Below are 22,562 nucleotides of genomic sequence, written 5' to 3'. Positions count from 1 at the left end.
GACGGAACCTCACTGCCCCGCCAACGCCTTGCGGGCCTGTGCCGCCTCGCGTTCCTGGCCAGACTGCGCCAGTTCATCAGCGGCCTTCAGCCAGCGCTGACGATCTACGGAAGCCGGGATCTGGGTCGGTTTCTGAATCAGCACTGCCCAACCGCCGGATTTCTCCAACGCGGACTCGAAAGAACTGAAACTCATCAGCTCACGACGATTCATCCCGGCGCGCAGCAGAACCTTCTGCTTCTTGCGGTCATAGCCGGAAAGGATCGCGTACCGCGGCTCGGCCCAGAACGCCGACCCTTCGCTGAAACGCACCATCACCGGGTAACCCGCCGCGACCTGGGTCAGCAACGCCGGCAAACGGGCATCTACCGGGTACACGACCATGCCGTATTCGCGGGCCAGGTTCTGCATATTCTGCTGAAGCTTGTCCTCGGCGCCCGGCAGGTGCAGAGGCTTTTCCAGCAAACCCGGGGTGATCACGATGCCTTGCTGCGACAGCAGACTGGCCAACACCTGCGGCCCGCTCTGATTGGCTTCGCCCCGATAGAAGGTGCCGCTGAGCTCAACGCGCTCCGGCAGGCGCTGGACTTCCGGCGCCACACTGCCCGCACACCCCACCAAAGCTGTCACGCAACCGGCCACCAGCAGTGCCATGCGAATCCGGGAAAATAGCTGCACCATCGTCACTCTCTTGATCAGTTACCGGTCATCGTGTTCCGGCTTGGTCGAGGATCATAGGACGGCACAACGCTGCGGTATAGCCCAAAGGGGCAGATGCATCGGCTGCATAGAGCGAAGTGATTGGTCACCACCGACCTTTGGTCAATAGCCTGAAACACGCCAGCGACTAGACTGTCACTCGAAAGACAGCAAAAGAGTGAGCGCCCGATGCAGGGCAAAGAGGAGGCACCGATGAGCCTGACCATGACCATTGTGATGTTGATTGCCGGCTGGCTGGCCGTGGCCGCCGCCATGTTGTGGGGCGTGCTGCGGATTTCCCGCCGCCATCACCACCCTGTGCAACCTGCACCGATCAAGAAGATCGAAAAACACAGCGCCCGTCACGCCACCGCGCACTGACGTCTTTCAACCGATTCAAACGAAAAAGGCCGCGTGACTCTTGCGAGTGACGCGGCCTTCGCTTTTCCAGCGGTTACGCCTGGGCAGCCAGTTTCTTCTGCTTGGCGCGACGGGACATCATGTTCAACACCTCGATCGCAGCCGAGAACGCCATGGCGGCATACACATAACCTTTCGGTACGTGGGCGCCGAAACCTTCGGCGATCAGCGTCATGCCGATCATGATCAGGAAGCCCAGGGCCAGCATCACCACCGACGGGTTGTCGTTGATGAACTTGGCCAGCGGGTCAGCCGCAAACAGCATCACCAGTACCGAAACCACCACCGCGATCACCATGATCGGCAAGTGTTCGGTCATGCCGACAGCGGTAATGATGCTGTCGATCGAGAACACCATGTCCAGCATCAGGATCTGCCCGATGGCGGCGGCAAAGCCCAGGGTTACCGTCGAGGTAGCCGACTTCGGATCGTCCGGCACCGGGTCCATGCTGTGATGGATTTCGGTCGTCGCCTTCCACACCAGGAACAGGCCACCGGCGATCAGGATCATGTCCTTCCAGGAGAACGCCTGGCCCAGGATCTCGATGACCGGCTCGGTCAACTGCACGATGAAGGCGATGGTGCTCAACAGCGCCAGACGCATGATCAGCGCCATACCGATACCGAGGCGACGGGCCTTCTGCCGGTACTGCTCGGGCAGTTTGTTGGTCAGGATCGAGATGAAGATCAGGTTATCGATGCCGAGCACGATTTCCATCACCACCAGTGTGGCCAAGGCAATCCAGGCCGTCGGGCTGGAAGCGAGTTCTAACAGGTATTCCATGGGTCAGTCCTGACTCTTGTAAGACGATTTAGATGGTCTTGGAGGAAGATTCGGTTTTTTCCGCATCTTTTTCCGGGGCTTCTTTTTTCTCGATCAGGCTGCCAGTGGCCTCGCTGAGCGCCTGCTCGGCGGCTTTGTGCGTGTCGTCGATCGCTTGTTTGGCGCTTTCGGCGGCCTTGCCCATCAATTGCTGGGCGCTTTTTTCGGCCTGGTCGCAACCGGTCATTAGCAGTAAAGACGTAAACATCAGTGCCGGGATTGTGTATTTCATAAGGCTTCCTTCGAATGAACAGACAGGGTCGCAGACCGCCCGTCGATGGCTGGGCATTCTAGGGAGACAAACACTTCAGGAAAATTCGTATTTTTAGCGGCTATACTTCGATTTATACGAACTGTATTTGACGGATCAAACCCCATGCTCAATTACCGACAACTGCATTACTTCTGGGTGGTGGCCAAGACCGGCAGCATCGTGCGCGCCTGCGAGCAACTGAACCTCACGCCGCAGACCATCAGCGGGCAGATTTCCCTGCTGGAACAGACCTACGGCATCGAATTGTTCCAGCGAGTCGGCCGGCAACTTGAACTCACCGAAGCCGGGCGCCAGGCCCTGCCCTACGCCGAGCAGATGTTCCAGCTCGGCGGCGAACTGGAACTGATGCTGCGCGCCCAGCCCAACGAACAGCAGATCCTGTTTCGCGTAGGCGTGGCGGACGTGGTGCCCAAATCCATCGTCTATCGCCTGATCGCACCGACCATGGAGCTCAGCGAACCGCTGCGCATCACCTGCCGCGAAGACAAACTCGAGCGATTACTGGCGGACCTGGCGATCCAGCGCCTGGACCTGGTGATCTCCGACAGCCCGATGCCTTCGCACCTGGACATCAAGGGCTACAGCCAGAAACTCGGGGAATGCGGGATCAGTTTCTTTGCCACCGCCGAGCTGGCGGCGTTATACGGTCAGGATTTTCCGCGCAGCCTGCACGGCGCGCCGCTGCTGATTCCCGGCGCGGAGACCGTTGTGCGCAGCCGTTTGCAGCGCTGGTTCGCCGAGCAGCAGATTCAGCCAAGGATTGTCGGGGAGTTCGATGACAGCGCCCTGATGCAGGCGTTCGGCCAATCCGGGAGCGGGATCTTCATCGGGCCGAGCGTGATTGCCGATGAGGTGAAGCGCCAGTACGGCGTCGAGTTGATCGGCCAGACCGATGCGGTGAGCGAGTCGTTCTACGCGATTTCGGTGGAGCGCAAGGTCAAGCACCCCGGCATCAAAGCGATTACCGAAGGTGCCCGACGCGAGCTGTTTACCGAGTTTTAAGCCTGCGCGCAGACCTCGCGCGGCTTGAGCACCATCAACACCATGGCGAGGAAAATCGACAGCAGAATGAATCCGGCTGCGGCGAAACCCACAAAACCCAGACCGGCGCTGTCGATCACCCGACCGCCAATGATCGCACCCAGACCGATCCCGAGGTTGGCCCCGGCAATGTTCAGCGACGCGGCAAAGGCCGGTGCTTCCGGTGCCGCTTTCATCAAACGCACATGACTGACAAGAAACAGCGCCGCCTGCGTCACACCCCAGATGCCCATCGCCGCCGCCAGACCCAGCGACGAATTGATGTTGGGCACCAGCGCCACCATCCCGGGGATCATGAACGCGCAGAACATCACCGAGGCCATCAGCGGGTGACGGTCCACCGCGCGACCGCCCAGCGAGTTGCCGATCAGCCCGACCGCGCCAAAGCCCATCAGGCACCAACCGACCACGGTGCCATTGAAGCCAGCCAGACGCTCAAGGATGTCCGCCAGATAGGTGTAGGCCGTGAACATGCCGCTGAACACCAGGATCGACAGCAACACATGGCCAAGCATCAGCGGGCTGCGCAGGATCTTGAACTGAGAAGCGAAGCTGACCTGATGCTGGTGCAGGCTGGTTTTCGGCAGGTAGACAAACAGCAGCAAGGCCTTGGCGAACGCAATCACCGCCAGAATGGCGAATGCACTGCGCCAGCCGAATGCATCGGAAATCAGCGTACCCACCGGAATGCCGAACACAGTGGCGCAGACGATGCCGAAGCCGATCTTGGCAATGGCGCGACCGGCGAAGTCCGGGCCGACGATGTCCACGGCGGTTTCACTGGCCAGGGCCCAGAATACCGGCAACCCCAGCGCCGGGATCAACCGGGCAATGGCCATGACCCAGATGTTCGGCGCCAATGCCGCTACGGTGTTGGCCAGACCGAACATGATCAGGATGGTGATAAACAGTTTGCGCCGTTCGAAACGGGCGAAATATGCGGTCAAGAAAGGACCGAACATGGCCACGGTGAAAGCGAATAGAGTCACCAGCAACCCGGCTTGCGGGATGGTGACGGCCAGGTCGCGGGCAATCGCCGGCAACAGACCGACGATGACGAACTCCGTGGTCAGCACCGTGAATCCGGCGGCAGACAACAGAAGGATGGGCAACAGCATGAGGAACTCCAGCAAAACGACGACACCAGCGCTGACCCGAGGGCCCGCCGGCAGAACTTGAAAATAAGGATGCGCAATCTTAACAGAGTGTTTCCCGAGTGACTTGCACAAACCTGTCTATGTTGCCGAACGTTTCGGTGGCAGATCGTCACAGGCCTGAAGGATAAGGCCTACGCTGTGATAAAGTCCGCGCCCTGAAAAACGTACACCCTGTTCAGCCGCCCGTTTAACGGCGTGGCTGTCGCGTCATTCCTTTCGGTTCGTGTCTGTGGCCTGCCCCCGATTCATCGCCCGGATCACGCAACCTTGCACCCTATAAAAAGCAGAGATGCCGTTATGACCGCTTCATCCCCTTCTCTATTGCAACGCCTGAAAAGCCTCAGCCTGGTCACGCAGATCCTGATCGGCCTGATTGCCGGCATCGCCCTGGCGCTGTTCGCGCCGGAAGCGGCCAAAGGCACCGCCTTCATCGGCAAGGTGTTCGTCTCGGCGCTCAAAGCCGTGGCACCGATTCTGGTGTTCGTACTGGTGATGGCCTCGATTGCCAACCACAAGCACGGCCAGGAAACCCATATCCGGCCGATTCTGTTCCTCTATCTGCTGGGCACTTTTGGCGCTGCGGCGGTGGCCGTGGTTGCCAGCACCCTGTTCCCCTCGCATCTGGTGCTGTCCACCGACAACGTCGCCGTGACGGCACCGGGCGGCATCGGTGAAGTCCTGCAAAGTCTGCTGTTGAGCGTGGTCGATAACCCGGTCACCGCACTGATGAACGCCAACTTCATCGGCATTCTGGCCTGGGCCATCGGCATGGGCGTCGCCATCCGCCACGCCGGTGATACCACCCGGGAAGTGGTCAGCGATTTGTCCAACGGCGTGACCCTGATCGTGCGCGTGGTGATCCGCTTCGCGCCGCTGGGGATTTTTGGCCTGGTGGCATCGACCCTGGCCACTTCCGGTTTTGGCGCACTGGTCGGCTACGCTCACCTGTTGGCGGTGCTGTTGGGCTGCATGGCATTCGTGGCACTGGTGATGAACCCGCTGATCGTGTTCTGGAAACTGCGCCGCAACCCGTACCCGCTGACGCTGAAATGCCTGCGTGAAAGCGGCATCACCGCGTTCTTCACCCGCAGCTCGGCGGCGAACATTCCGGTCAACCTGGAACTGAGCAAACGCCTGGGCCTGCACGAAGACACCTATTCGGTTTCGATTCCGCTGGGCGCGACCATCAACATGGCCGGTGCATCGATCACCATCACCGTGCTGACCCTCGCCGCCGTGCACACCCTGGGCATCGCCGTGGACATCCCGACCGCGATCCTGCTCAGCGTCGTCGCGGCAATCTGCGCCTGCGGCGCGTCGGGTGTGGCCGGTGGTTCGTTGCTGTTGATCCCGCTGGCGTGCAGCCTGTTCGGCATCCCGAGCGAAATCGCCATGCAGGTGGTGGCGGTCGGCTTCATCATCGGCGTACTGCAGGATTCGGCCGAGACCGCGCTGAATTCCTCCACCGACGTGCTGTTCACCGCTGCGGCTTGCCTGGGCGAAGAACAAAAAGCCCAGCGTCCGGCGTAAAAACCGAGCGCAATAAAAAGCCCGCCAAGGCGCAAACCTTGGCGGGCTTTTTTATGCGTCGGGTTTAGAACGCGCCCATGTAATCGCGCTTGCCGATTTCAACACCGTTGTGACGCAGCAGGTCATAAGCAGTAGTCACGTGGAAGAAGAACTGCGGCAGGCCGTAGCTCAGCAGGTAAGCCTGGCCACTGAAGCGCTTCTCTTTCGGGGTGCCCGGACGGGTCACGATCTCGATGCCTTCCTTGCCGTTGATTTGCTCAGGCTTGATCTCACCGATGAAGGCCAGAACCTTGGCGATCAGCGCTTGCAGCTCGGCGAAGGTGGTTTCGGTGTCGTCGTATTTCGGGATTTCGACTTCAGCCAGACGCGAGGAAACGCCTTTGGCGAAGTCCACGGCGATCTGCACCTGACGCACCAGCGGGAACATGTCCGGGTACAGACGCGCTTGCAGGAAGGCGTTCGGGTCGATGTTTTTCGCGGTGGCGTGGGCTTCGGCTTTTTTCAGCACATCGCTCAGGGCGTTGAGCATTTGTTGGAAAACCGGAACGGATGCGGCGTACAGGGAAATGGTCATGGCAGTCTCACGTGGTGGCTGGGTGAATCGTGGGGCGATTATAGCCATGCTCGCGGGCCGCGCGACTTGTCTTTTATCCAGCAAGGATTAGGCTAGGCGCCTTCGACTGCAGAGGGAACGCGCGATGTCCACAGAACTTGAAACCAACGTCAACGAACCACGGCTCAACGCCACGGAAATCCGCATTCTGGGTTCGCTGATCGAGAAACAGGCCACCAGCCCGGAAACCTATCCGCTGACCCTCAACGCGCTGGTGCTGGCCTGCAATCAGAAAACCAGCCGGGAACCTGTGATGAACCTGACCCAGGGCCAGGTCGGCCAGAGCCTGCGCGCCCTCGAAGGTCGCGGCTTTGCGAAACTGGTCATGGGCAGCCGCGCCGACCGCTGGGAGCACAAGGTCGACAAGGCGCTGGAGCTGGTGCCGGCACAGATGATTCTGACCGGGCTGATGTTCCTGCGCGGCCCGCAGACCGTCAACGAACTGCTGACCCGCAGCGGGCGCATGCATGAATTCGAAGACGCCGAACAAGTGGTGCATCAACTGGAACGCCTGATCGCCCGGGATCTGGCGGTGCTGATTCCGCGTCAGGCCGGCCAGCGCGAAGATCGCTACACCCATGCATTGGGCGATCCGGCGGACATCGAGGCGATTATCGCGGCACGACAGAATCCGAGTGATCGCGGTGCTGCCAGCGGTGTGTCAGTGGAGCGCATCGAAGAGCTGGAAGCGCGGATTGCAGCGCTGGAAGAGCGTCTGGCCCGCCTCGAATAAGCGTAATGGGGCGGCGTTACTCGCCGTCCCAGTAATCCACCCCGTCCGACTGCCGCGCCACTGCGACGAACCCCGAAGCATTGCCCTCGGCATCGATGCTGAAGTTATCCATCACCGCGTATTTGTTCGAGTCCGGGTATTCACAGATGTCCGGCTGCTGCTGGGTGCTGACCGCCAGGTAACGCAGCTCCTGCGAGCTGGTGTTGATGATTTGATGCGCTTTTTCCGGGCCGCCCGGCGGGCAGGCGATCACGTCGCCGGCGCGGATCGGGAAACGCTCGGCGCCCAAGCGCACCTCCCCTTCCCCGGCCACCACGTAGAACATTTCCTCATTGACCCGATGACTGTGAAACGGGCTGCCGCGCATGCCCGGCGGCAGCGCATACAGCCGATAACCGAGCTTTTGCGCGCCCAGTTGCTGGCCGACGCGGGCGAACCGCTGCTGATAACGCCCGGCGGTTTCGCCTTCAGGGGCCAGGGCTTCGGGCAACGGTTCGAGTTCGACATCATTCAGGTTGAGAATGGGCGGGTGCATGCAAACCTCGGTTTTTGTCGTGGGGCAAGTCTGTGCCTGCTGATCCGGCAGTATAGGCAATGACCAACCCCGACACCGAGATCAATCAGCTGCGGGCAAACGCCACCGCTGCATCGAACTGCTCGACCGTCGGCCGCACGCCGGTGTACAGCACGAACTGCTCCAGCGCCTGGATCGCGATCACTTCCAGCCCGGTGATGACTTTTTTGCCTTCGGCGCGGCCGCGCACGATCAGCGGGGTTTCCGAGGGGATCGCCACCACATCGAACACGGTATCGGCAGATTTGATCACGTCGACTTCAAATGCCAATTGCCCTGCCTCCGGACCACCGTCCATTCCAACCGGCGTCACGTTGATCAGCATCTGCGGGCGCTCGTCGCCCAATTCCGCCTGCCAGCGATAACCCAGGGAATCGGCCAGTGCACGGCCGGCGCGCTCGTTGCGGGCCACGATCAGACCATTCTTGTAACCACCATCGCGCAAGGCACTGGCCACGGCTTTGGCCATGCCGCCGCTGCCGCGCAGGGCGAAAGTCGAGTCCTTCGGCACCGCGTGGGTTTCCAGCAACTGGGCGATGGCGATGTAATCGGTGTTGTAGGCCTTGAGATGGCCGTTGGTGTTGACGATGGTGTTGATCGACTGGATCGCCGCTGCCGAGGCATCCAGCTCGTCGACCAGGGCAATGCAGGCCTCCTTGAACGGCATCGACACCCCGCAACCGCGGATGCCCAGCGCCCGGATCCCGCCGACGGCACCCGGCAGATCCTGGCTGCTGAAGGCCTTGTAGTAGAAATTCAGGCCCAGTTGTTCGTACAAATGGTTATGAAAACGCAGACCGAAATTCCCGGGACGCCCAGACAGGGACATGCACAATTGGGTGTCTTTGTTGGGGTTCATCTGCATGGGAGGCTCCTTCGAATGCACTTTCGGATGGACGGGATTAGCCAGACCATCGGGTTCTGAACGATCATAAGGCGGTCTGTTCCGGGCATCACAGCCGTTGCCTGAAACCCGGTAAGCAAGCCGGTACAGACCTTACACAAAATTTACCCAGCCGCCGTGCTGTTTTTCCAAATGTTGCTGTCTTAGAAGTATCCCCGCGCTATCCCGAGCCTGTTGCAGGCCCGGACGCCGGGTCGAAGAACCGAGGATTAATCATGATTCGTAAACTCCCCATCGTGGCCTTGTTGATTGGTGCATTCGCGATCACAGGTCAGGCAGAAGCCCACGGCGGTGGCTGGCAGGGCCCGGCGGTATTTGGTGCGATCGTCGGCTCGGCCATCATCGGCTCGGCGCTCATCAACCAGGATCGTCCGGTGTATGTTCAACAGCCTGTTTACGCTCAACCGGCGCCGGTGTACGTGCAACAACCGCCACCACCGGTCTACTACCAGCCGGCCCCGGTTTACGTACAACAACCGGTTTATGTACCAGGCCCGGTCTACTACGGTCCGCCCCGTGGTTATTACGGCCACCCGCACTACTACGGTGGTCGCTGGTAAGCACACAGACAGAGCCCCGCTTTACAGCGGGGCTTTTTTTGGCCTTAAGAAAGCCAACCGTCCGTCGGCCAACGTCTGAAAAAATCTCGCCAAGGTCGCTGTGGGGACAGTTTCACCCGTTAAAGTCGGCATGATGGACTCGACCGTCGGGCCGAAACACAAAACGGTCATCTATTTGTCATGACGGAACCGCAATCTGAATCCGTCCGCATACAACAGGTTGATAAAAACAAGGACGACTGGAATGCCAACACAGAATCCGCACCGCATCGTCGGTTTATGCACCTCGAGCAAGGTGTACAACGCCCTGACCGAGCTCAAGCACCTGGAAGGCCACCGCACGGCGAAGTTTGTGTCGCTGCTGGCGGAAAACCTGGTGCGCAAGGGTTTGCTCAACGAGCACGAGATCGTGCACATGCTCGATCAGGTGGTCGACTGAGCCGGCCCTCAACGGCATCAATGTCCACTATCGAAAGCGTTGATTGTCCCTGAAACGGCCAAGTCCCTAAGGTAGCTCCATAGATTGATGGAGGTACTTTTCATGGCACAGGTTCAAATCATGTCCGTTGTCGGCAGCGCGGTTCCCGCATCCCTCAGAGAGCTTGGACTGCTCGCCTGCTGGTATCTGGTGCGCGACGGCGAACCGGTCAGCGGCCCGCTTACCTCTTTGCCAGCCGCCCAGGCGCTGTCGCAACGACTGATCAACGGCCCGTTCAAGGCTTAAGGCAACTGCACTTTCGGTCTGGTTTCGACGAACAGCGCCCAGCTCGACATGAACAATGCAGCGATCAGCGGCCCGATCACGAAACCATTGAGACCAAACACCGCCATCCCGCCCAGCGTCGAGATCAGGATCATGTAGTCCGGCATGCGCGTGTCCTTGCCCACCAGCACCGGACGCAGCACGTTATCCACCAGGCCGATCACGAATACCCCGAACAGCCCCAGCACCACGCCCTGCCAGATCATCCCGCTGAGCAGGAAGTAAACCGCCACCGGCGCCCAGACGATCCCGGCCCCTACCGCCGGCAACAGCGACAGAAACGCCATCAACACCGCCCAGAGCAACGCGCTGGGTATGTCGAGAAACCAGAAAATCGCCCCGCCCAGCGCACCTTGCGTAATGGCCACCAGTAGGTTGCCTTTGACCGTGGCGCGTACTACCCGGTTGAACTTCAGTTGCAGCCGACGCTTGTGATGCTCTTCCAGCGGCACCGCCGTGCGCACCTTGCGTGCCAGTTCGGCGCCGTCGCGCAGAAAGAAGAACAGCAAGTACAGCATGATGAAAAAACTCACCACGAAATCGAAGGTGCCCTGGCCAAAACTGAACGCCTGGGTCGCCAGCACCTGACTGCCCTGCATCGCCGCCTTGACGATCTTCTCGCGCAAGGCATTGAGTTCGCCCATGCCGAAACGGTCGAGCAGATGCTGAAAGTATGGCGGCAAGCTGTGCTTGAACTGCGCCAGGTACGCGCCGATATCGAGCTTGCCGCTTTCGATGTTGTCGTAGAGCGTCGCCCCTTCCTGCACGAGCAACACGCTGATGACGATCACCGGCAGAATCGCGATCACCACGCAGACACTCAAGGTGCACAGTGACGTCAGGTTGCGTTGCCAGCCGAACCTCTGCTGCAACCGGCGCTGCATCGGTGCGAACACAATGCCGAGGATTACCGCCCAGAACACCGCGCCGTAGAACGGCAGCAGGATCCAGATGAAGGCCACTGTCACCAGCAGCAACAGCACGGTGAGGGATTTGAATTGCAGACTCTTTTGGTTCATGTCCGGTCCATGTCAGTCAGGCGCCACGCGCACCCGCCCAACTTAGTCAGCCCACGCCCGCGCGAGTGCCATCTTTGTTCATGGAGCATAGATCCAGATCAATAAACCCTCGCCGCGCCTCGTTTACCCTTCCGCGCTTTTGCGACCGACACCGCCATGACGCCCTCCTTCACCCCGGAACTGCTCGCCCCCGCCGGCACCCTGAAAAACATGCGCTACGCCTTCGCCTACGGCGCCGATGCGGTCTACGCCGGCCAGCCGCGCTACAGCCTGCGGGTGCGCAACAACGAATTCGACCACGCCAATCTGGCCCTCGGCATTCGTGAAGCCCAGGCCCAGGGCAAGCGTTTCTACGTGGTGGTCAACATCGCGCCGCACAACGCCAAGCTCAAGACCTTCCTCAAGGATCTGGCGCCGGTGATCGAGATGGCTCCGGACGCACTGATCATGTCCGACCCCGGCCTGATCATGCTGGTGCGCCGGCACTTTCCGCAGATGCCGATTCACCTGTCGGTGCAGGCCAACACGGTGAACTGGGCGAGCGTCGAGTTCTGGCAGCAACAGGGGCTGAGCCGGATCATCCTGTCCCGGGAACTGTCGCTCGAAGAAATCGGCGAAATCCGCGAGCAAGTGCCGGGCATGGAGCTGGAAGTGTTCGTTCACGGCGCGCTGTGCATGGCCTATTCCGGCCGCTGCCTGCTCTCCGGCTACATGAACAAGCGCGACGCCAATCAGGGCACCTGCACCAACGCCTGCCGCTGGAAATATTCGGCGCAGGAAGCCACGGAAAATCAGCTCGGCGAAATCGTACAGACCTTCGAACCGCAGCCGACCCTCGGCCTCGGCGCCCCCACCGATCAGGTGTTCCTGTTGCAGGAAGCCAACCGTCCCGGCGAGATGATGCCGGCCTTCGAAGACGAGCACGGCACCTACATCATGAACGCCAAGGACCTGCGCGCCGTGCAGCACGTCGAGCGTCTGACCCGCATGGGCGTGCACTCGCTGAAAATCGAAGGCCGGACCAAATCCCACTTCTATTGCGCCCGCACCACTCAGGTCTATCGCCGGGCCATTGATGATGCAGTGGCCGGTCGCGAATTCGACCGCAGCTTGATGACCGATCTGGAATCCCTCGCCCAACGCGGCTACACCGAGGGCTTCCTGCGCCGGCACGTGCATGACGAATACCAGAACTATCAGAACGGCAGTTCGGTGTCAGAGCGTCAGCAATTCGTTGGCGAGCTGACCGGCGAGCGCCGGGATCGGCTGGCCGAGGTCAAAGTGAAGAACCGCTTTGCTCTGGGCGATCATCTGGAACTGATGACGCCCAAGGGCAATTTCCATTTTGATCTGCATGAATTGCAGAGCCTCAAGGGCGAGGCCATCGATGTGGCGCCGGGGGACGGGCACACCGTGTACCTGCCGATTCCGGATGCGGTGGATCTGCGCTTCGGCCTGTTGATGCGCGACGTGAGCGGGACCTGATCCGGCTCAGACAAACTCCTCGCGCAACATCGCCACAAACGCCTCACGCGCCGGGTGCACCCCGGCGTTTTCATGCCAGTAGAACAAGTTATCGATGGCCGTCAGTTCGGGGAATTCGTAACCCGCACACCCCGCGCCTTTGGCGTACTGCTCGAACACGCCTTTGGGTACCAGCGCCACACCGGCGCCGGCACTCACGCAACCGACAATCGCCCCGTAACTGGCCAGGCTGACAATCGGCAACGCCAGGCCCTGACGCAACAGCCAGTGCTCCAGCGCGGCGCGATACGGACAGCCTTGCGGCCACATGAACACGTTTTTGTCCTGCAAGTCGTCGAGGTTGCGTATCGGCCCGAAAGAAGTCGAAGCGATCAGCAACAATTCTTCGCGATACATCGGCGTGCGCTTGAGCTGGGAGCGCTCGACGTCCACCGCGACGATCGCGCCGTCCAGACGATGGCTGACGGTATCGTCGAGCAACTGGCCCCAGGTGCCAGTAGTCAGTTCCAGTGCCACGTTGGGATAGCGCTTGTGAAATTTCGCCAGCAGGCGTGGCAGACGCCCGGTGGCCGAAGACTCGATGGCGCCGATGCGCAGCGGCCCGGACGGTTCGGCGGCGGGATCGACCGCCCTTTTGGCTTCAGCTGTCAGCGCCAGAATCTTCTGCGCGTAAGCCAGAAAGGTCTGCCCGGCAGGACTGATCCGCAGCCCGCGTCCTTCGCGCAGAAACAGCGCCACCCCTAGCTCCGCTTCCAGGGACTTGATCCGCGCCGTGATATTCGACGGCACGCAAAACAGCTTTTCAGCGGCTTTGGCGATGCTGCCGACCTCGGCCACGGTCTTGAACATGCGGATCTGTGCCAGCTCCATAATCATCACTCTGAGTGAACGGTTAGCGCAGTATAAGTCAGTTGTGGCGAATGATTAGCCACCCGGATACTCGGCGCATCAACCCTCTCGGTGCCTCGCTCATGCCTTCCACTTCGCCTTTGAAAATCCTGCTGGCCATGGCCTTCGTCGTCGGCTGCTGGGCCTATTCGCCGACCGGCATCCATATCGGCCTGCAAGCCTACGATCCGGGTCATCTGGCGTTGCTGCGGTTTCTGCTGGCGTCGCTGTTCATGGCGGTGATTGCTGGTTTCAAAGGCATTCATCTGCCGCGCATACAGGATTTGCCACTGTTATTGGCCCTGGGCTTCTTTGCCGTCAGCCTGCATCACGTGGTGCTGAACATCGGCCAGCAAAGCGTCAGCGCCGGCGCGTCCAGTGTGCTGGCGCAATCGACGCCGCTGTTCAGCACGCTGCTGGTGCGGTTTCTGTTCAAGGATCGGGTCAGCGTCTGGCGTTGGGGTTGTGTGCTGACGGGATTCGTCGGCGTGGTGATTGTGGTCAGCGGCGATCGCGGCCTCGGCAGTATCGACGCCCACGCTTTATTGATCCTGCTGGCCGCCGTTTCGTGGAGCGTTTACTTCGCTCTGCAAAAACACCACGCCCGGCGCTATGACGGGCTGACGCTGGTTTGCTACACGGTGTGGTCCGGCACGCTGTTGCTGTTGATCTACTTGCCGGGGCTGGCCGACAGCGTGGCCAGTGCGCCGCTGCGGGTGCAATGGGCGGTGCTCGCTCTGGGGGTATTTCCCAGCGCCCTTGCCTATCTGGCGTGGGCGTTCGTGCTCAAGCATGTCGATCTGAGCCGGGCGACGATGACGCTGTATCTGATTCCGCCGACCGCAATGGGGATTGCTTCGGTGGGTCTGGGCGAACGCCCGACACTGCTGGTGCTGGTGGGTTCGGCGGTGGTGCTGATCAGCGTGCTGGCGTTGAATCTGGAGCGGCCGGCGGTGGTCCGGGCCATTGAGACTTGAGTCGCAGCGTCAGGCGCCGCCCGCCGAAAACCGGTCGCGGCTGTTACTCAGGTGCAGCCACATCGCTGCCCGCGCCGCTTCCGGATCCTGACGCTTGATCGCGTTGAAAATCGCCTCATGCTCCAGGTTCGCCAATTGCCCGAGCTTGCTCAAATCCACCGCCCCGCGCTCGGCCGCATTGACCCGGGTGCGCGGAATCATCGCGCTACCCAGGTGCTGCATGATTTCGGTGAAGCAGACATTGCCGGTGGCTTCGGCAATCAGCAGATGAAAGCGCCGGTCGGCCTCGACGCAACTGTCGTTGTTGGCCAACAGACGCTGATAGTCGTCCAGCGCCTGACGCATCTGCACCAGTTGTTGTTCGCTGCGACGTTGCGCGGCCAATGCCGCCGCTTGCGTCTCCAGTCCCATGCGCAATTCGAGAATGCTGCGCACGCCCAGCGCGGTGTCGACATTCAGCCGCAGCCCCTGCTCCGGCGCGCGTTCGATCACGAACGTGCCGATGCCGTGTCGCGTTTCCACCAGCCCCGACGCCTGCAACTTGGAAATCGCCTCACGCACCACGGTGCGACTGACGCCGTGTTCCTGAACGATCGAGTTTTCCGAAGGCAACTTGTCACCGGGCAGCATCTGGCCGAGCAGGATGCTCTGGGTGAGTTTTTCCACCAGATCGTGGGCCAGGTTGTGGGCGCGTTTGCGAGCAGGTGCGTCGAGATCTTCTTGCATGGTCGGATCCGGTGAACGGGGCAAGCCGATCGTAGCACTGCAGGCGATGACTTGTATGAGCTCCTATGATTTCAGGCGAGAAACTTGTATGACAACAAGCGATTTCTCGTTAGAAAACTGTGAATAGCTTCACGCCAGCACTCCACCTTTACCGGCCTGTCACTCTGCACGTCGGCCCGAAACAACCCTTTACAACCCAACAAATACGGCACTTCAAATCCAGAAAAGCATAAAAAACCTTCGCCGTAGATAAATTTGATTGAGCGCTCCCACTTGTAGGACAAAAAAATGCAGTTGTATGATGTCTATCAACAACGCAGCACCCAGCCACACCCCGCATAAAAATAACGAGTGGGAGAAAACCAAGTGAAATCATCCATTGCCGGGATGAACGAGGGCGCCGATTCGGTGCTGTCCTCCGCCATTGCCAAAGTCAAACGCCACGTCCTGCCACTGTTCGTGATCATGTTCATCGTCAATTACATTGACCGGGTGAACATCGGCTTCGTCCGCACCCACATGGAACATGACCTCGGCATCGGTGCCGCTGCCTATGGGTTCGGTGCCGGGCTGTTCTTCATCGGTTACGCGCTGTTCGAAGTCCCTTCCAACATGCTGCTGCAAAAGGTCGGCGCGCGAATCTGGCTGACCCGCATCATGCTCACCTGGGGTCTGGTGGCCGCCGGCATGGCGTTCATCCAGAACGAAACCCACTTCTACATCCTGCGCTTTCTGCTCGGCGTGGCCGAGGCCGGGTTCTTTCCCGGGGTGATCTACTACTTCACTCGCTGGTTGCCGGGGGCCGAGCGCGGCAAGGCGATTGCGATCTTCCTCAGCGGTTCGGCCGTGGCCTCGCTGATTTCCGGCCCGTTGTCCGGCCTGCTGTTGCAGATCGAAGGGCTGGGCCTGCACGGCTGGCAGTGGATGTATTTCATTGAGGGGATGTTCTCGGTCGGCCTGTGCGTGTTCGTGTGGTTCTGGCTCGACGCCAAACCCCACGACGCCAAATGGCTCACCCGCGCCGAGCAGGATGCATTGGTCAAAGCCATCGACGACGAACAGAAGGCCCGCGAAGCCGCAACGCCGGTCCGGCCGTCGCTGGGCAAACTACTCAAGGATCGCCAGATCATTCTGTTCTGCCTGATTTACTTCTTCATTCAATTGACGATCTACGCCGCGACGTTCTGGCTGCCGAGCATCATCAAGAAGATGGGCGAAATGAGCGACTTCCAGGTCGGCCTGTTCAACTCGATTCCGTGGCTGCTGTCGATCATCGGCATGTACGCGTTCGCCTCGTTCTCGGCGAAGTGGAAACACCAGCAGGCGTGGGTGGCCACGGCGCTGTTGATTGCGGCGGCGGGGATGTTCATGTCCACCACCGGCGGGCCGATTTTTGCCTTCGTTGCGATCTGCTTTGCCGCACTGGGTTTCAAGTCCGCATCGTCGCTGTTCTGGCCGATCCCGCAGGCCTATCTCGATGCGCGGATTGCCGCCGCCGTGATCGCGTTGATCAACTCGGTGGGCAACCTCGGCGGCTTCGTCGCCCCCACCACGTTCGGCTTGCTGGAACAACACACCGGTTCGATCCAGGGCGGCCTCTATGGCCTGGCCGCGACCTCGATCATCGCCGCGATCATCGTGTTCGCCGCTCGCATGACACCCAAATCCGCACCTGACGTCGCCGTGGCCGATGCCGCGCCGAAACACGCTTGAAAGGACAACGCCAAATGACCGCACACGACATCGCCAAAGCCCCGATCATCACCGAAATGCAAGTCATCCCGGTGGCCGGCCACGACGGCATGTTGCTCAATCTGAGCGGCGCCCACGGGCCGTTTTTCACCCGCAACATCGTCATTCTCAAGGACAACGCCGGCCACACCGGCGTCGGTGAAGTGCCCGGCGGCGAACGTATCCGCCAGACGCTGGAAGACGCCCGCAGCCTGGTGGTCGGCAGCCCGATCGGCACATATCAAAAGATCCTCAATCAGGTCCGCCAGACCTTCGCCGACCGTGACGCCGGCGGCCGTGGCCTGCAGACCTTCGACCTGCGCATCACCATTCACGCGGTCACCGGCCTCGAAGCCGCCCTGCTCGACCTGCTCGGCCAGCACCTCGACGTGCCGGTGGCGGCATTGCTCGGCGAAGGCCAGCAGCGCGACGAAGTGAAGATGCTCGGTTATCTGTTCTACGTGGGCGACCGCCGGGAAACCGACCTTGCCTACCGCAGCGAACCGGATGCCGACAACGACTGGTTCCGCGTACGTCACGAGAAAGCCATGACCGCCGACGCCGTGGTGCGTCTGGCCGAGGCTGCCCATGCGCGCTATGGCTTCAAGGACTTCAAGCTCAAGGGCGGCGTGCTCAGCGGCGATGCCGAAATCGAAGCGGTGACCGCACTGGCCGAGCGCTTTCCCGATGCCCGCATCACCCTCGACCCGAACGGCGCTTGGTCACTGAAAGAAGCGATCCGTCTGTGCCGCGACCAGCATCATGTGCTGGCCTACGCCGAAGACCCGTGCGGCGCGGAAAACGGTTATTCGGGCCGTGAAGTGATGGCTGAATTCCGCCGCGCCACCGGCCTGAAAACCGCCACCAACATGATCGCCACCGACTGGCGCGAAATGGGCCACGCAATCCAGTTGCAGTCGGTGGACATTCCGTTGGCCGACCCGCATTTCTGGACCATGCAGGGCTCGGTGCGCGTGGCGCAGATGTGTCACGAATGGGGCCTGACCTGGGGCTCGCACTCCAACAACCATTTCGATATTTCCCTGGCGATGTTCACCCATGTGGCGGCCGCCGCGCCGGGCGACATCACCGCCATCGACACCCACTGGATCTGGCAGGACGGCCAGCGCCTGACCAAGGCGCCGCTGCAAATCGTCGACGGCTGCGTGCAGGTGCCGAAGAAACCGGGGCTGGGCGTGGAACTGGACATGGATCAGGTGGCCAGGGCCCACGAACTCTATAAAGGCATGGGACTCGGCGCGCGGGATGACAGCGTGGCGATGCAGTTTCTCATTCCGGGCTGGACGTTCGATAACAAGCGTCCGTGTCTGGTGCGCTAAGCCTGCGCGGCCTCCAGCAACCAGTGTCTGAACGCCGCCATAGCCGAGGTCTCCGGCCGTGACTGCAATCGCGTCAGCCAATAGCTGCCGGTGGTGATTTCGATGGCAAAGGGTTGGCGGATCAGGTCCGCCGCCAGTTGCCGGGCAAACATCAACGGCGGCGCCAGTGCCACCCCGCCGCCCTGCAACGCCGCCTCCATCATCGCCAGCGACGAGTCGAACACGATGCTTTGGGGCGGGGCGGCATGGGTCGCCAGACCGGCCGCGTGAAACCATTCCGGCCACTCATCAGTGCGATAGGATCGCAGCAGACGCTGCTGCAAAAGATCCCCCGGCGTGTGCAGTTGCCGGGCGATTTCCGGCACACACAGCACTGTCAACGGCGCCTCCAGCAACCGGGTCGCCTCGATACCGTGCCACGCCCCGGCGCCAAACCGGATCGCGTAATCCAGCCCTTCGGCGGCGACGTCCACCCGGTTGTTGTTGGTCGACAGCCGCAAATCTATGAGCGGATGTTTCGCCTGAAAGTCCGCCAGCCTCGGCAACAACCAACCCACCGCGAAAGTACCCACCGCACCAACCGTGAGCATTTCCCGATACTGCCCGCCCGCCAGACGCTCGAGCATCTGCGCGATATGATCGAACGACGTGGTCAGCACCGGCAGAAGGGTTTCGCCCTCGCCGGTCAGCATCAGCCCACGGGGCAGGCGTTTGAACAGGATCACGCCGAGTTGCGCCTCCAGGCTTTTGACCTGATGGCTGACGGCGGCCTGGGTCACGCACAGCTCCACGGCGGCGCGAGTGAAGCTCAAATGACGCGCAGAAGCTTCGAAGGCGCGTAATGCATTCAAAGGCAATTGAGGTCGAATCATGCCCAGTCCCAAATTTTTCTAATGGCTCGTCCGAGTTTTCATCGTTTGTCGAAAGACGCCGGACTGCTTAGATTTGGCGGCGCCGATCAGCCGGCCCGACGGAAAACGCTCGCAGTGTAGCGGGATAACACCATCAACACTCATGGAGAGTGGCCCAAGCATGTTTTCGATCAACCTGAACAAACTCAAGTCCCTCTGCGCTTTCGGACTTTTCTTCAGTGCCGCCACCTGCCTGGCCGCCCCGCAAACCGACGATCAGTTGCAGGCGCTGGTGAAGGCCACCGTGACACCGGTCATGCAGAAACAGGATATCGCGGGCCTGGCCGTGGCCGTGACCGTCGATGGCAAGGCGCATTACTTTAACTACGGTGTTGCCGACAAGAGCACCGGGCAAGCGGTGAGTGAAAACACCCTGTTCGAAATCGGCTCGGTGAGCAAAACTTTCACCGCGACCCTCGGCGCCTACGCCCAGGCCAGCGGCAAACTGGAATTCTCCGACAAGGCCAGCCAGCACTGGCCCGAGCTGAAAGGCAGTGCCTTCGACCAGATCAGCCTGCTGCAACTGGGCACCTACAGCGCCGGCGGCCTGCCGCTGCAATTCCCGGATGCCGCAGATTCTTCCGACAAGATGCTCGGCTATTACCAACAGTGGAAACCGACTTATCCGGCCGGCAGCCAGCGCCTGTACTCCAACCCGAGCATCGGCCTGTTCGGTTTCCTGGCGGCGAAAAGCCTCGGCCAGCCGTTCGATCAGATCATGATCGAAACCCTGCTGCCGAAACTCGGACTCAAGCACACCTTCCTGTCGGTGCCCGCGTCTGAACAAAAGCTCTATGCCCAGGGCTATGACAAGAACAACAAACCGATTCGAGTCAGCCCCGGCGCCCTCGACTCCGAAGCCTACGGTGTGAAAACCAGCACCTCAGATCTGCTGCAATTCGTTCAGGCCAACCTCGACAGCGCCAAACTCGAAACACCCCTGCAAAAAGCCATCGCCCTCACCCACACCGGCTACTACACCGTCGGCGACATGACCCAGGGCCTGGGCTGGGAACGCTACGCCTACCCGATCAGCCTCGAACGCCTGCTGGACGGCAACTCGACGCCGATGGCCATGGAACCGCACAAGGTCAAATGGCTGAATCCGCCACAACCTGAGCCGGCGAATGTGCTGCTGAACAAGACCGGCGCTACCGGTGGCTTCGGCGCATATGTGGCGTTCGTGCCGTCGAAGAACGTCGGGATCGTGATTCTGGCCAACCGCAATTATCCGAATGGTGAGCGGGTGAAAATCGCGCACAGGATTCTGGGTGAGTTGACCCGGTAATCACGCCATAAAAAACGGGCGACCTGAGAAGGTCGCCCGTTTTTGTTTGAGGGTTTGAAAACTACGCCTGTAGCTTCCAGCCCAGTACATCCATCAGGTCGCAGCTGTCGCGCAGAGGGATTGCCAACACCCGGGCGAAGTCCTGCAGCAACAAGGCGTCGTGGCCGGTGCCTTCTCCGAGCGAAATGGTTTCCAGCAATTGGGTCACGCTACGTAATCGGTATGCAGCGGTGCCGTGGAGTACGTCTACCGGGGCTTCGCGGTCGATCAGGAGACAGGGGATCTGGCAGTCGATGCCGGTGATGGGGATGTAGCGGGGTTTGGGGTTGGCGATGTGTTCGGGGGACTCTGGGTTCGCGGAAGTTTCGGGTCCGTTCGAATCAAATTTTTTCATATGTGAAGATCTCGTGCAGTTAGAGAAAAAACTGCCGAGCTCCCTTCCACGAGAGGGTGGCAGCTTTGCGCAGGTGTGGAAGTCCGGGACCCCGAAAAAACCCGGTGCACTCAAGAGTGCTCCTGCGCATAGCTGCCATAAGCAAACAATGTTGGCATAAAAGGCGCCAACAAGTGTTTACAGGCGCACATGCGCTTTCGGGATTCACCGGACTTCCACATCCGACCGCTGATTTTGCAGCGGCCCAATGAGGTTATCGGCGTACGACTCAAGCCACCAGTTCACCAACGCCACCGCGCTTTGAAGGAAACGTCCGACGGTTTTGAAGGGTGTTACCGCGTAAATTTCCGGGCACATTCAGCAATGATTCTCAAAGGTGACCGGCTGAAAGAGATGCATCTAAACTGCATCGCATTACCCGGTTATCGCGGATGAGATGACTTTCGCCAAACATCTGAGCGACTGAAAAACAGAGGGGGATTAGTGAAGATCAACAGCCTCAAACTCACAAATGTCGGTCGGTTCAATGACATCACCGTTCATTTGGCTCCTCTTTCCGGATCCCCTTCCCGCGTCACCGTATTCGTGGGAATCAATGGCGAAGGCAAAACCACTCTGCTGAAAGCGCTCACCACCTGCCTGAGCTGGCTGATAGCGAGAATTCGCACCCGAAAAGGCAATGGCAGCCATATCGCAGAGGAATACATTCGCAACGGGACTTCTGCTGCCATCGTCTCGATCGCGGTAGCAGAACCTGCACATCCCCGAGTCAATGCCGAGTCTGATCCCGATGAAGAAGACGATGTATTCGTATGGGGCATGTCACACAGCAAACAGGAAGGGAAAGCTACTCTGCGCAGCTCCTTGGAAGACGTAAATCTGCTCGCCGATCACTATCGCGCCCTGCTGACAGCCGGGGACAACGCCTCACTTCCCCTGATCGCCTACTATCCGGTGGAGCGCTCGGTTCTCGAAATCCCGCTGAAAATCAAAAGCGGACAAACCTTCGATCAACTGGCGGGCTACGACGACTCACTGAAATACAGCACCGACTTTCGCCACTTCTTTGAATGGTTTCGGGAGCGTGAAGACAGCGAAAACGAGTCCGGCATTTCCGATTCCGCATTGAACGAAATAGCTCGAAAGCTGGGTGCCGAGAGCGAAGCTTGGAAGACGTTATCCAATCTCAAAGCTTCGTCTCGCGACTCCCAACTGACGGCCGTCCGCTGCGCCATCGCGGCCTTCATGCCGGGCTTCAGCAACCTGCGAGTACAGCGACAACCTCGCCTGCACATGGCGATAGACAAGGACGGCGTCACTTTCAATGTCGTCCAATTGTCGCAAGGCGAAAAGTCGATGCTGGCGCTGGTCGGTGACATCGCCCGCCGACTGGCCATGATGAACCCGTCACTGGACAATCCGCTCCACGGCGAAGGCATCGTACTTATCGATGAAGTGGATCTTCACCTGCATCCGGAATGGCAGTTCAACCTTATCCAGCGGTTGAGCAAAACATTTCCGAACTGCCAATTCGTGCTGACAACCCAGTCTCCCTTGGTCATCGCGGATGCAAAAGAGGCTCTGGTTTATGCCTTGAGAGAGGGTGAACTTCACGAGTTCAATGGCGGTTAAGGGGTAATGCCCCTCCCCCCTGACAAAAAGTTACACCCCAGCGCCAAAGATACCTCTGCACGACACCTCCCATTGCTTCC

Annotated in this window: 24 protein-coding genes and 1 pseudogene; 13 read left to right on the top strand and 12 right to left on the bottom strand. The window is 60.2% G+C overall.

What is annotated here, in order from left to right; translation table 11 throughout:
* Positions 1-9: 9 nt before the first annotated feature.
* Positions 10-681 carry a peptidase C39 family protein gene (locus tag CAG02_RS22630; RefSeq protein ID WP_085712476.1) on the bottom strand — a complete coding sequence of 224 codons (672 nt, stop codon included), beginning with the start codon at positions 679-681 and terminating at the stop codon, positions 10-12.
* 231 nt (positions 682-912) lie between these two features.
* Between CAG02_RS22630 and CAG02_RS22625 the strand changes: the two genes are divergently transcribed.
* Positions 913-1,080 (top strand): hypothetical protein, encoded by a 168-nt coding sequence (locus CAG02_RS22625; RefSeq protein WP_167443780.1) that lies wholly within the window; start codon positions 913-915, stop codon positions 1,078-1,080.
* A gap of 73 nt (positions 1,081-1,153) precedes the next feature.
* Here CAG02_RS22625 and CAG02_RS22620 read toward each other — a convergent pair whose 3' ends face one another.
* Positions 1,154-1,903: a TerC family protein gene (locus CAG02_RS22620; RefSeq protein ID WP_085712478.1), complete on the bottom strand. Its 750-nt coding sequence runs from the start codon at positions 1,901-1,903 to the stop codon at positions 1,154-1,156.
* A gap of 28 nt (positions 1,904-1,931) precedes the next feature.
* Entirely contained in the window at positions 1,932-2,174 is a 243-nt protein-coding gene (locus tag CAG02_RS22615) for a hypothetical protein (protein ID WP_085712479.1), read from the bottom strand.
* Positions 2,175-2,318: 144 nt separating this feature from the next.
* Between CAG02_RS22615 and nhaR the strand changes: the two genes are divergently transcribed.
* Positions 2,319-3,218, top strand: a complete 900-nt coding sequence (nhaR, locus tag CAG02_RS22610; protein ID WP_085712480.1) for a transcriptional activator NhaR — start codon at positions 2,319-2,321, stop codon at positions 3,216-3,218.
* Here nhaR and CAG02_RS22605 read toward each other — a convergent pair.
* Positions 3,215-4,375 (bottom strand): MFS transporter, encoded by a 1,161-nt coding sequence (locus CAG02_RS22605; protein ID WP_085712481.1) that lies wholly within the window; start codon positions 4,373-4,375, stop codon positions 3,215-3,217. The two genes, nhaR and CAG02_RS22605, sit on opposite strands and share 4 nt — an antisense overlap.
* A gap of 336 nt (positions 4,376-4,711) precedes the next feature.
* Here CAG02_RS22605 and sstT point away from each other — a divergent pair, with 336 nt between their 5' ends.
* Positions 4,712-5,944, top strand: a complete 1,233-nt coding sequence (gene sstT, locus CAG02_RS22600; RefSeq protein WP_085712482.1) for a serine/threonine transporter SstT — start codon at positions 4,712-4,714, stop codon at positions 5,942-5,944.
* A 64-nt stretch (positions 5,945-6,008) separates the two neighbouring features.
* Here the strand turns inward: sstT and CAG02_RS22595 are convergent, their stop codons facing one another.
* Complete coding sequence (locus tag CAG02_RS22595) at positions 6,009-6,518, bottom strand: DUF1993 family protein (RefSeq protein ID WP_065259353.1); 510 nt, start codon at positions 6,516-6,518, stop codon at positions 6,009-6,011.
* Positions 6,519-6,642: 124 nt separating this feature from the next.
* Here CAG02_RS22595 and CAG02_RS22590 point away from each other — a divergent pair, with 124 nt between their 5' ends.
* A complete protein-coding gene (locus CAG02_RS22590) occupies positions 6,643-7,290 on the top strand; it encodes a YceH family protein (protein WP_085712483.1) in 648 nt (215 codons plus the stop codon).
* 16 nt (positions 7,291-7,306) lie between these two features.
* On the opposite strand, the gene CAG02_RS22585 is transcribed toward CAG02_RS22590, so the two are convergent.
* A complete protein-coding gene (locus CAG02_RS22585) occupies positions 7,307-7,825 on the bottom strand; it encodes a cupin domain-containing protein (protein ID WP_085712484.1) in 519 nt (172 codons plus the stop codon).
* Positions 7,826-7,910: 85 nt separating this feature from the next.
* On the bottom strand, positions 7,911-8,729 hold the full coding sequence (locus CAG02_RS22580; RefSeq protein WP_085712485.1) for a shikimate 5-dehydrogenase: 819 nt from the start codon (positions 8,727-8,729) through the stop codon (positions 7,911-7,913).
* 254 nt (positions 8,730-8,983) lie between these two features.
* Here CAG02_RS22580 and CAG02_RS22575 point away from each other — a divergent pair, with 254 nt between their 5' ends.
* The 3 genes from CAG02_RS22575 to CAG02_RS22565 all read left to right on the top strand — a co-directional run bounded on the left by CAG02_RS22575 (position 8,984) and on the right by CAG02_RS22565 (position 10,052).
* Positions 8,984-9,328 carry a hypothetical protein gene (locus tag CAG02_RS22575; RefSeq protein WP_025108898.1) on the top strand — a complete coding sequence of 115 codons (345 nt, stop codon included), beginning with the start codon at positions 8,984-8,986 and terminating at the stop codon, positions 9,326-9,328.
* A gap of 244 nt (positions 9,329-9,572) precedes the next feature.
* On the top strand, positions 9,573-9,767 hold the full coding sequence (locus tag CAG02_RS22570) for a hypothetical protein (protein ID WP_085712486.1): 195 nt from the start codon (positions 9,573-9,575) through the stop codon (positions 9,765-9,767).
* Positions 9,768-9,869: 102 nt separating this feature from the next.
* Positions 9,870-10,052, top strand: coding sequence for a hypothetical protein (locus CAG02_RS22565; protein ID WP_085712487.1), 183 nt, complete (start codon positions 9,870-9,872; stop codon positions 10,050-10,052).
* On the opposite strand, the gene CAG02_RS22560 is transcribed toward CAG02_RS22565, so the two are convergent.
* A complete protein-coding gene (locus tag CAG02_RS22560) occupies positions 10,049-11,110 on the bottom strand; it encodes an AI-2E family transporter (protein WP_085712488.1) in 1,062 nt (353 codons plus the stop codon). The genes CAG02_RS22565 and CAG02_RS22560 overlap by 4 nt on opposite strands.
* 156 nt (positions 11,111-11,266) lie before the next feature.
* On the opposite strand from CAG02_RS22560, the gene yegQ reads away from it, so the two are divergent.
* Complete coding sequence (gene yegQ / locus CAG02_RS22555) at positions 11,267-12,595, top strand: tRNA 5-hydroxyuridine modification protein YegQ (protein ID WP_085712489.1); 1,329 nt, start codon at positions 11,267-11,269, stop codon at positions 12,593-12,595.
* A gap of 6 nt (positions 12,596-12,601) precedes the next feature.
* Here yegQ and CAG02_RS22550 read toward each other — a convergent pair whose 3' ends face one another.
* Positions 12,602-13,465, bottom strand: a complete 864-nt coding sequence (locus CAG02_RS22550) for a LysR family transcriptional regulator (RefSeq protein ID WP_085712490.1) — start codon at positions 13,463-13,465, stop codon at positions 12,602-12,604.
* Between the two features lie 101 nt (positions 13,466-13,566).
* Here CAG02_RS22550 and CAG02_RS22545 point away from each other — a divergent pair, with 101 nt between their 5' ends.
* A complete protein-coding gene (locus CAG02_RS22545) occupies positions 13,567-14,460 on the top strand; it encodes a DMT family transporter (protein ID WP_256576934.1) in 894 nt (297 codons plus the stop codon).
* 9 nt (positions 14,461-14,469) lie between these two features.
* On the opposite strand, the gene CAG02_RS22540 is transcribed toward CAG02_RS22545, so the two are convergent.
* Positions 14,470-15,186 carry a FadR/GntR family transcriptional regulator gene (locus CAG02_RS22540; RefSeq protein WP_085712492.1) on the bottom strand — a complete coding sequence of 239 codons (717 nt, stop codon included), beginning with the start codon at positions 15,184-15,186 and terminating at the stop codon, positions 14,470-14,472.
* A gap of 366 nt (positions 15,187-15,552) precedes the next feature.
* Between CAG02_RS22540 and CAG02_RS22535 the strand changes: the two genes are divergently transcribed.
* A complete protein-coding gene (locus CAG02_RS22535) occupies positions 15,553-16,899 on the top strand; it encodes an MFS transporter (protein WP_085712493.1) in 1,347 nt (448 codons plus the stop codon).
* A 14-nt stretch (positions 16,900-16,913) separates the two neighbouring features.
* Positions 16,914-18,257: a glucarate dehydratase gene (gene gudD, locus CAG02_RS22530; RefSeq protein ID WP_085712494.1), complete on the top strand. Its 1,344-nt coding sequence runs from the start codon at positions 16,914-16,916 to the stop codon at positions 18,255-18,257.
* On the opposite strand, the gene CAG02_RS22525 is transcribed toward gudD, so the two are convergent.
* Positions 18,254-19,129: a LysR family transcriptional regulator gene (locus CAG02_RS22525; RefSeq protein ID WP_085712495.1), complete on the bottom strand. Its 876-nt coding sequence runs from the start codon at positions 19,127-19,129 to the stop codon at positions 18,254-18,256. The two genes, gudD and CAG02_RS22525, sit on opposite strands and share 4 nt — an antisense overlap.
* A gap of 160 nt (positions 19,130-19,289) precedes the next feature.
* Between CAG02_RS22525 and ampC the strand changes: the two genes are divergently transcribed.
* Entirely contained in the window at positions 19,290-20,456 is a 1,167-nt protein-coding gene (ampC, locus tag CAG02_RS22520) for a class C beta-lactamase (protein ID WP_085712496.1), read from the top strand.
* A gap of 61 nt (positions 20,457-20,517) precedes the next feature.
* Here ampC and CAG02_RS22515 read toward each other — a convergent pair whose 3' ends face one another.
* Complete coding sequence (locus CAG02_RS22515) at positions 20,518-20,790, bottom strand: hypothetical protein (RefSeq protein WP_085712585.1); 273 nt, start codon at positions 20,788-20,790, stop codon at positions 20,518-20,520.
* 543 nt (positions 20,791-21,333) lie between these two features.
* Here CAG02_RS22515 and CAG02_RS22510 point away from each other — a divergent pair.
* Positions 21,334-22,467: pseudogene (locus CAG02_RS22510) on the top strand (AAA family ATPase); the annotation flags it as partial.
* Between the last annotated feature and the right edge of the window lie 95 nt (positions 22,468-22,562).

Origin of the sequence: Pseudomonas sp. R43(2017), from assembly GCF_002112345.1 — a bacterium.
GTDB lineage: Bacteria > Pseudomonadota > Gammaproteobacteria > Pseudomonadales > Pseudomonadaceae > Aquipseudomonas > Aquipseudomonas kribbensis.
The sequence above is the reverse complement of the archived record's forward strand: the minus strand, read 5'-3'. Positions and strand labels throughout refer to the sequence as shown.

Bases quoted from the DNA above. Each gene is read 5' to 3' on its own strand.
- CAG02_RS22595 (WP_065259353.1), bottom strand. From the start codon at position 6,518: ATGACCATTTCCCTGTACGCCGCATCCGTTCCGGTTTTCCAACAAATG.
- CAG02_RS22565 (WP_085712487.1), top strand. From the start codon at position 9,870: ATGGCACAGGTTCAAATCATGTCCGTTGTCGGCAGCGCGGTTCCCGCA.
- CAG02_RS22580 (WP_085712485.1), bottom strand. From the start codon at position 8,729: ATGCAGATGAACCCCAACAAAGACACCCAATTGTGCATGTCCCTGTCT.
- CAG02_RS22550 (WP_085712490.1), bottom strand. From the start codon at position 13,465: ATGGAGCTGGCACAGATCCGCATGTTCAAGACCGTGGCCGAGGTCGGC.
- CAG02_RS22620 (WP_085712478.1), bottom strand. From the start codon at position 1,903: ATGGAATACCTGTTAGAACTCGCTTCCAGCCCGACGGCCTGGATTGCC.
- CAG02_RS22560 (WP_085712488.1), bottom strand. From the start codon at position 11,110: ATGAACCAAAAGAGTCTGCAATTCAAATCCCTCACCGTGCTGTTGCTG.
- CAG02_RS22630 (WP_085712476.1), bottom strand. From the start codon at position 681: ATGGTGCAGCTATTTTCCCGGATTCGCATGGCACTGCTGGTGGCCGGT.
- sstT (WP_085712482.1), top strand. From the start codon at position 4,712: ATGACCGCTTCATCCCCTTCTCTATTGCAACGCCTGAAAAGCCTCAGC.
- CAG02_RS22525 (WP_085712495.1), bottom strand. From the start codon at position 19,129: ATGATTCGACCTCAATTGCCTTTGAATGCATTACGCGCCTTCGAAGCT.
- gudD (WP_085712494.1), top strand. From the start codon at position 16,914: ATGACCGCACACGACATCGCCAAAGCCCCGATCATCACCGAAATGCAA.
- ampC (WP_085712496.1), top strand. From the start codon at position 19,290: ATGTTTTCGATCAACCTGAACAAACTCAAGTCCCTCTGCGCTTTCGGA.
- CAG02_RS22540 (WP_085712492.1), bottom strand. From the start codon at position 15,186: ATGCAAGAAGATCTCGACGCACCTGCTCGCAAACGCGCCCACAACCTG.
- CAG02_RS22570 (WP_085712486.1), top strand. From the start codon at position 9,573: ATGCCAACACAGAATCCGCACCGCATCGTCGGTTTATGCACCTCGAGC.
- CAG02_RS22625 (WP_167443780.1), top strand. From the start codon at position 913: ATGAGCCTGACCATGACCATTGTGATGTTGATTGCCGGCTGGCTGGCC.
- CAG02_RS22605 (WP_085712481.1), bottom strand. From the start codon at position 4,375: ATGCTGTTGCCCATCCTTCTGTTGTCTGCCGCCGGATTCACGGTGCTG.
- CAG02_RS22585 (WP_085712484.1), bottom strand. From the start codon at position 7,825: ATGCACCCGCCCATTCTCAACCTGAATGATGTCGAACTCGAACCGTTG.
- CAG02_RS22545 (WP_256576934.1), top strand. From the start codon at position 13,567: ATGCCTTCCACTTCGCCTTTGAAAATCCTGCTGGCCATGGCCTTCGTC.
- nhaR (WP_085712480.1), top strand. From the start codon at position 2,319: ATGCTCAATTACCGACAACTGCATTACTTCTGGGTGGTGGCCAAGACC.
- CAG02_RS22575 (WP_025108898.1), top strand. From the start codon at position 8,984: ATGATTCGTAAACTCCCCATCGTGGCCTTGTTGATTGGTGCATTCGCG.
- CAG02_RS22590 (WP_085712483.1), top strand. From the start codon at position 6,643: ATGTCCACAGAACTTGAAACCAACGTCAACGAACCACGGCTCAACGCC.
- yegQ (WP_085712489.1), top strand. From the start codon at position 11,267: ATGACGCCCTCCTTCACCCCGGAACTGCTCGCCCCCGCCGGCACCCTG.
- CAG02_RS22615 (WP_085712479.1), bottom strand. From the start codon at position 2,174: ATGAAATACACAATCCCGGCACTGATGTTTACGTCTTTACTGCTAATG.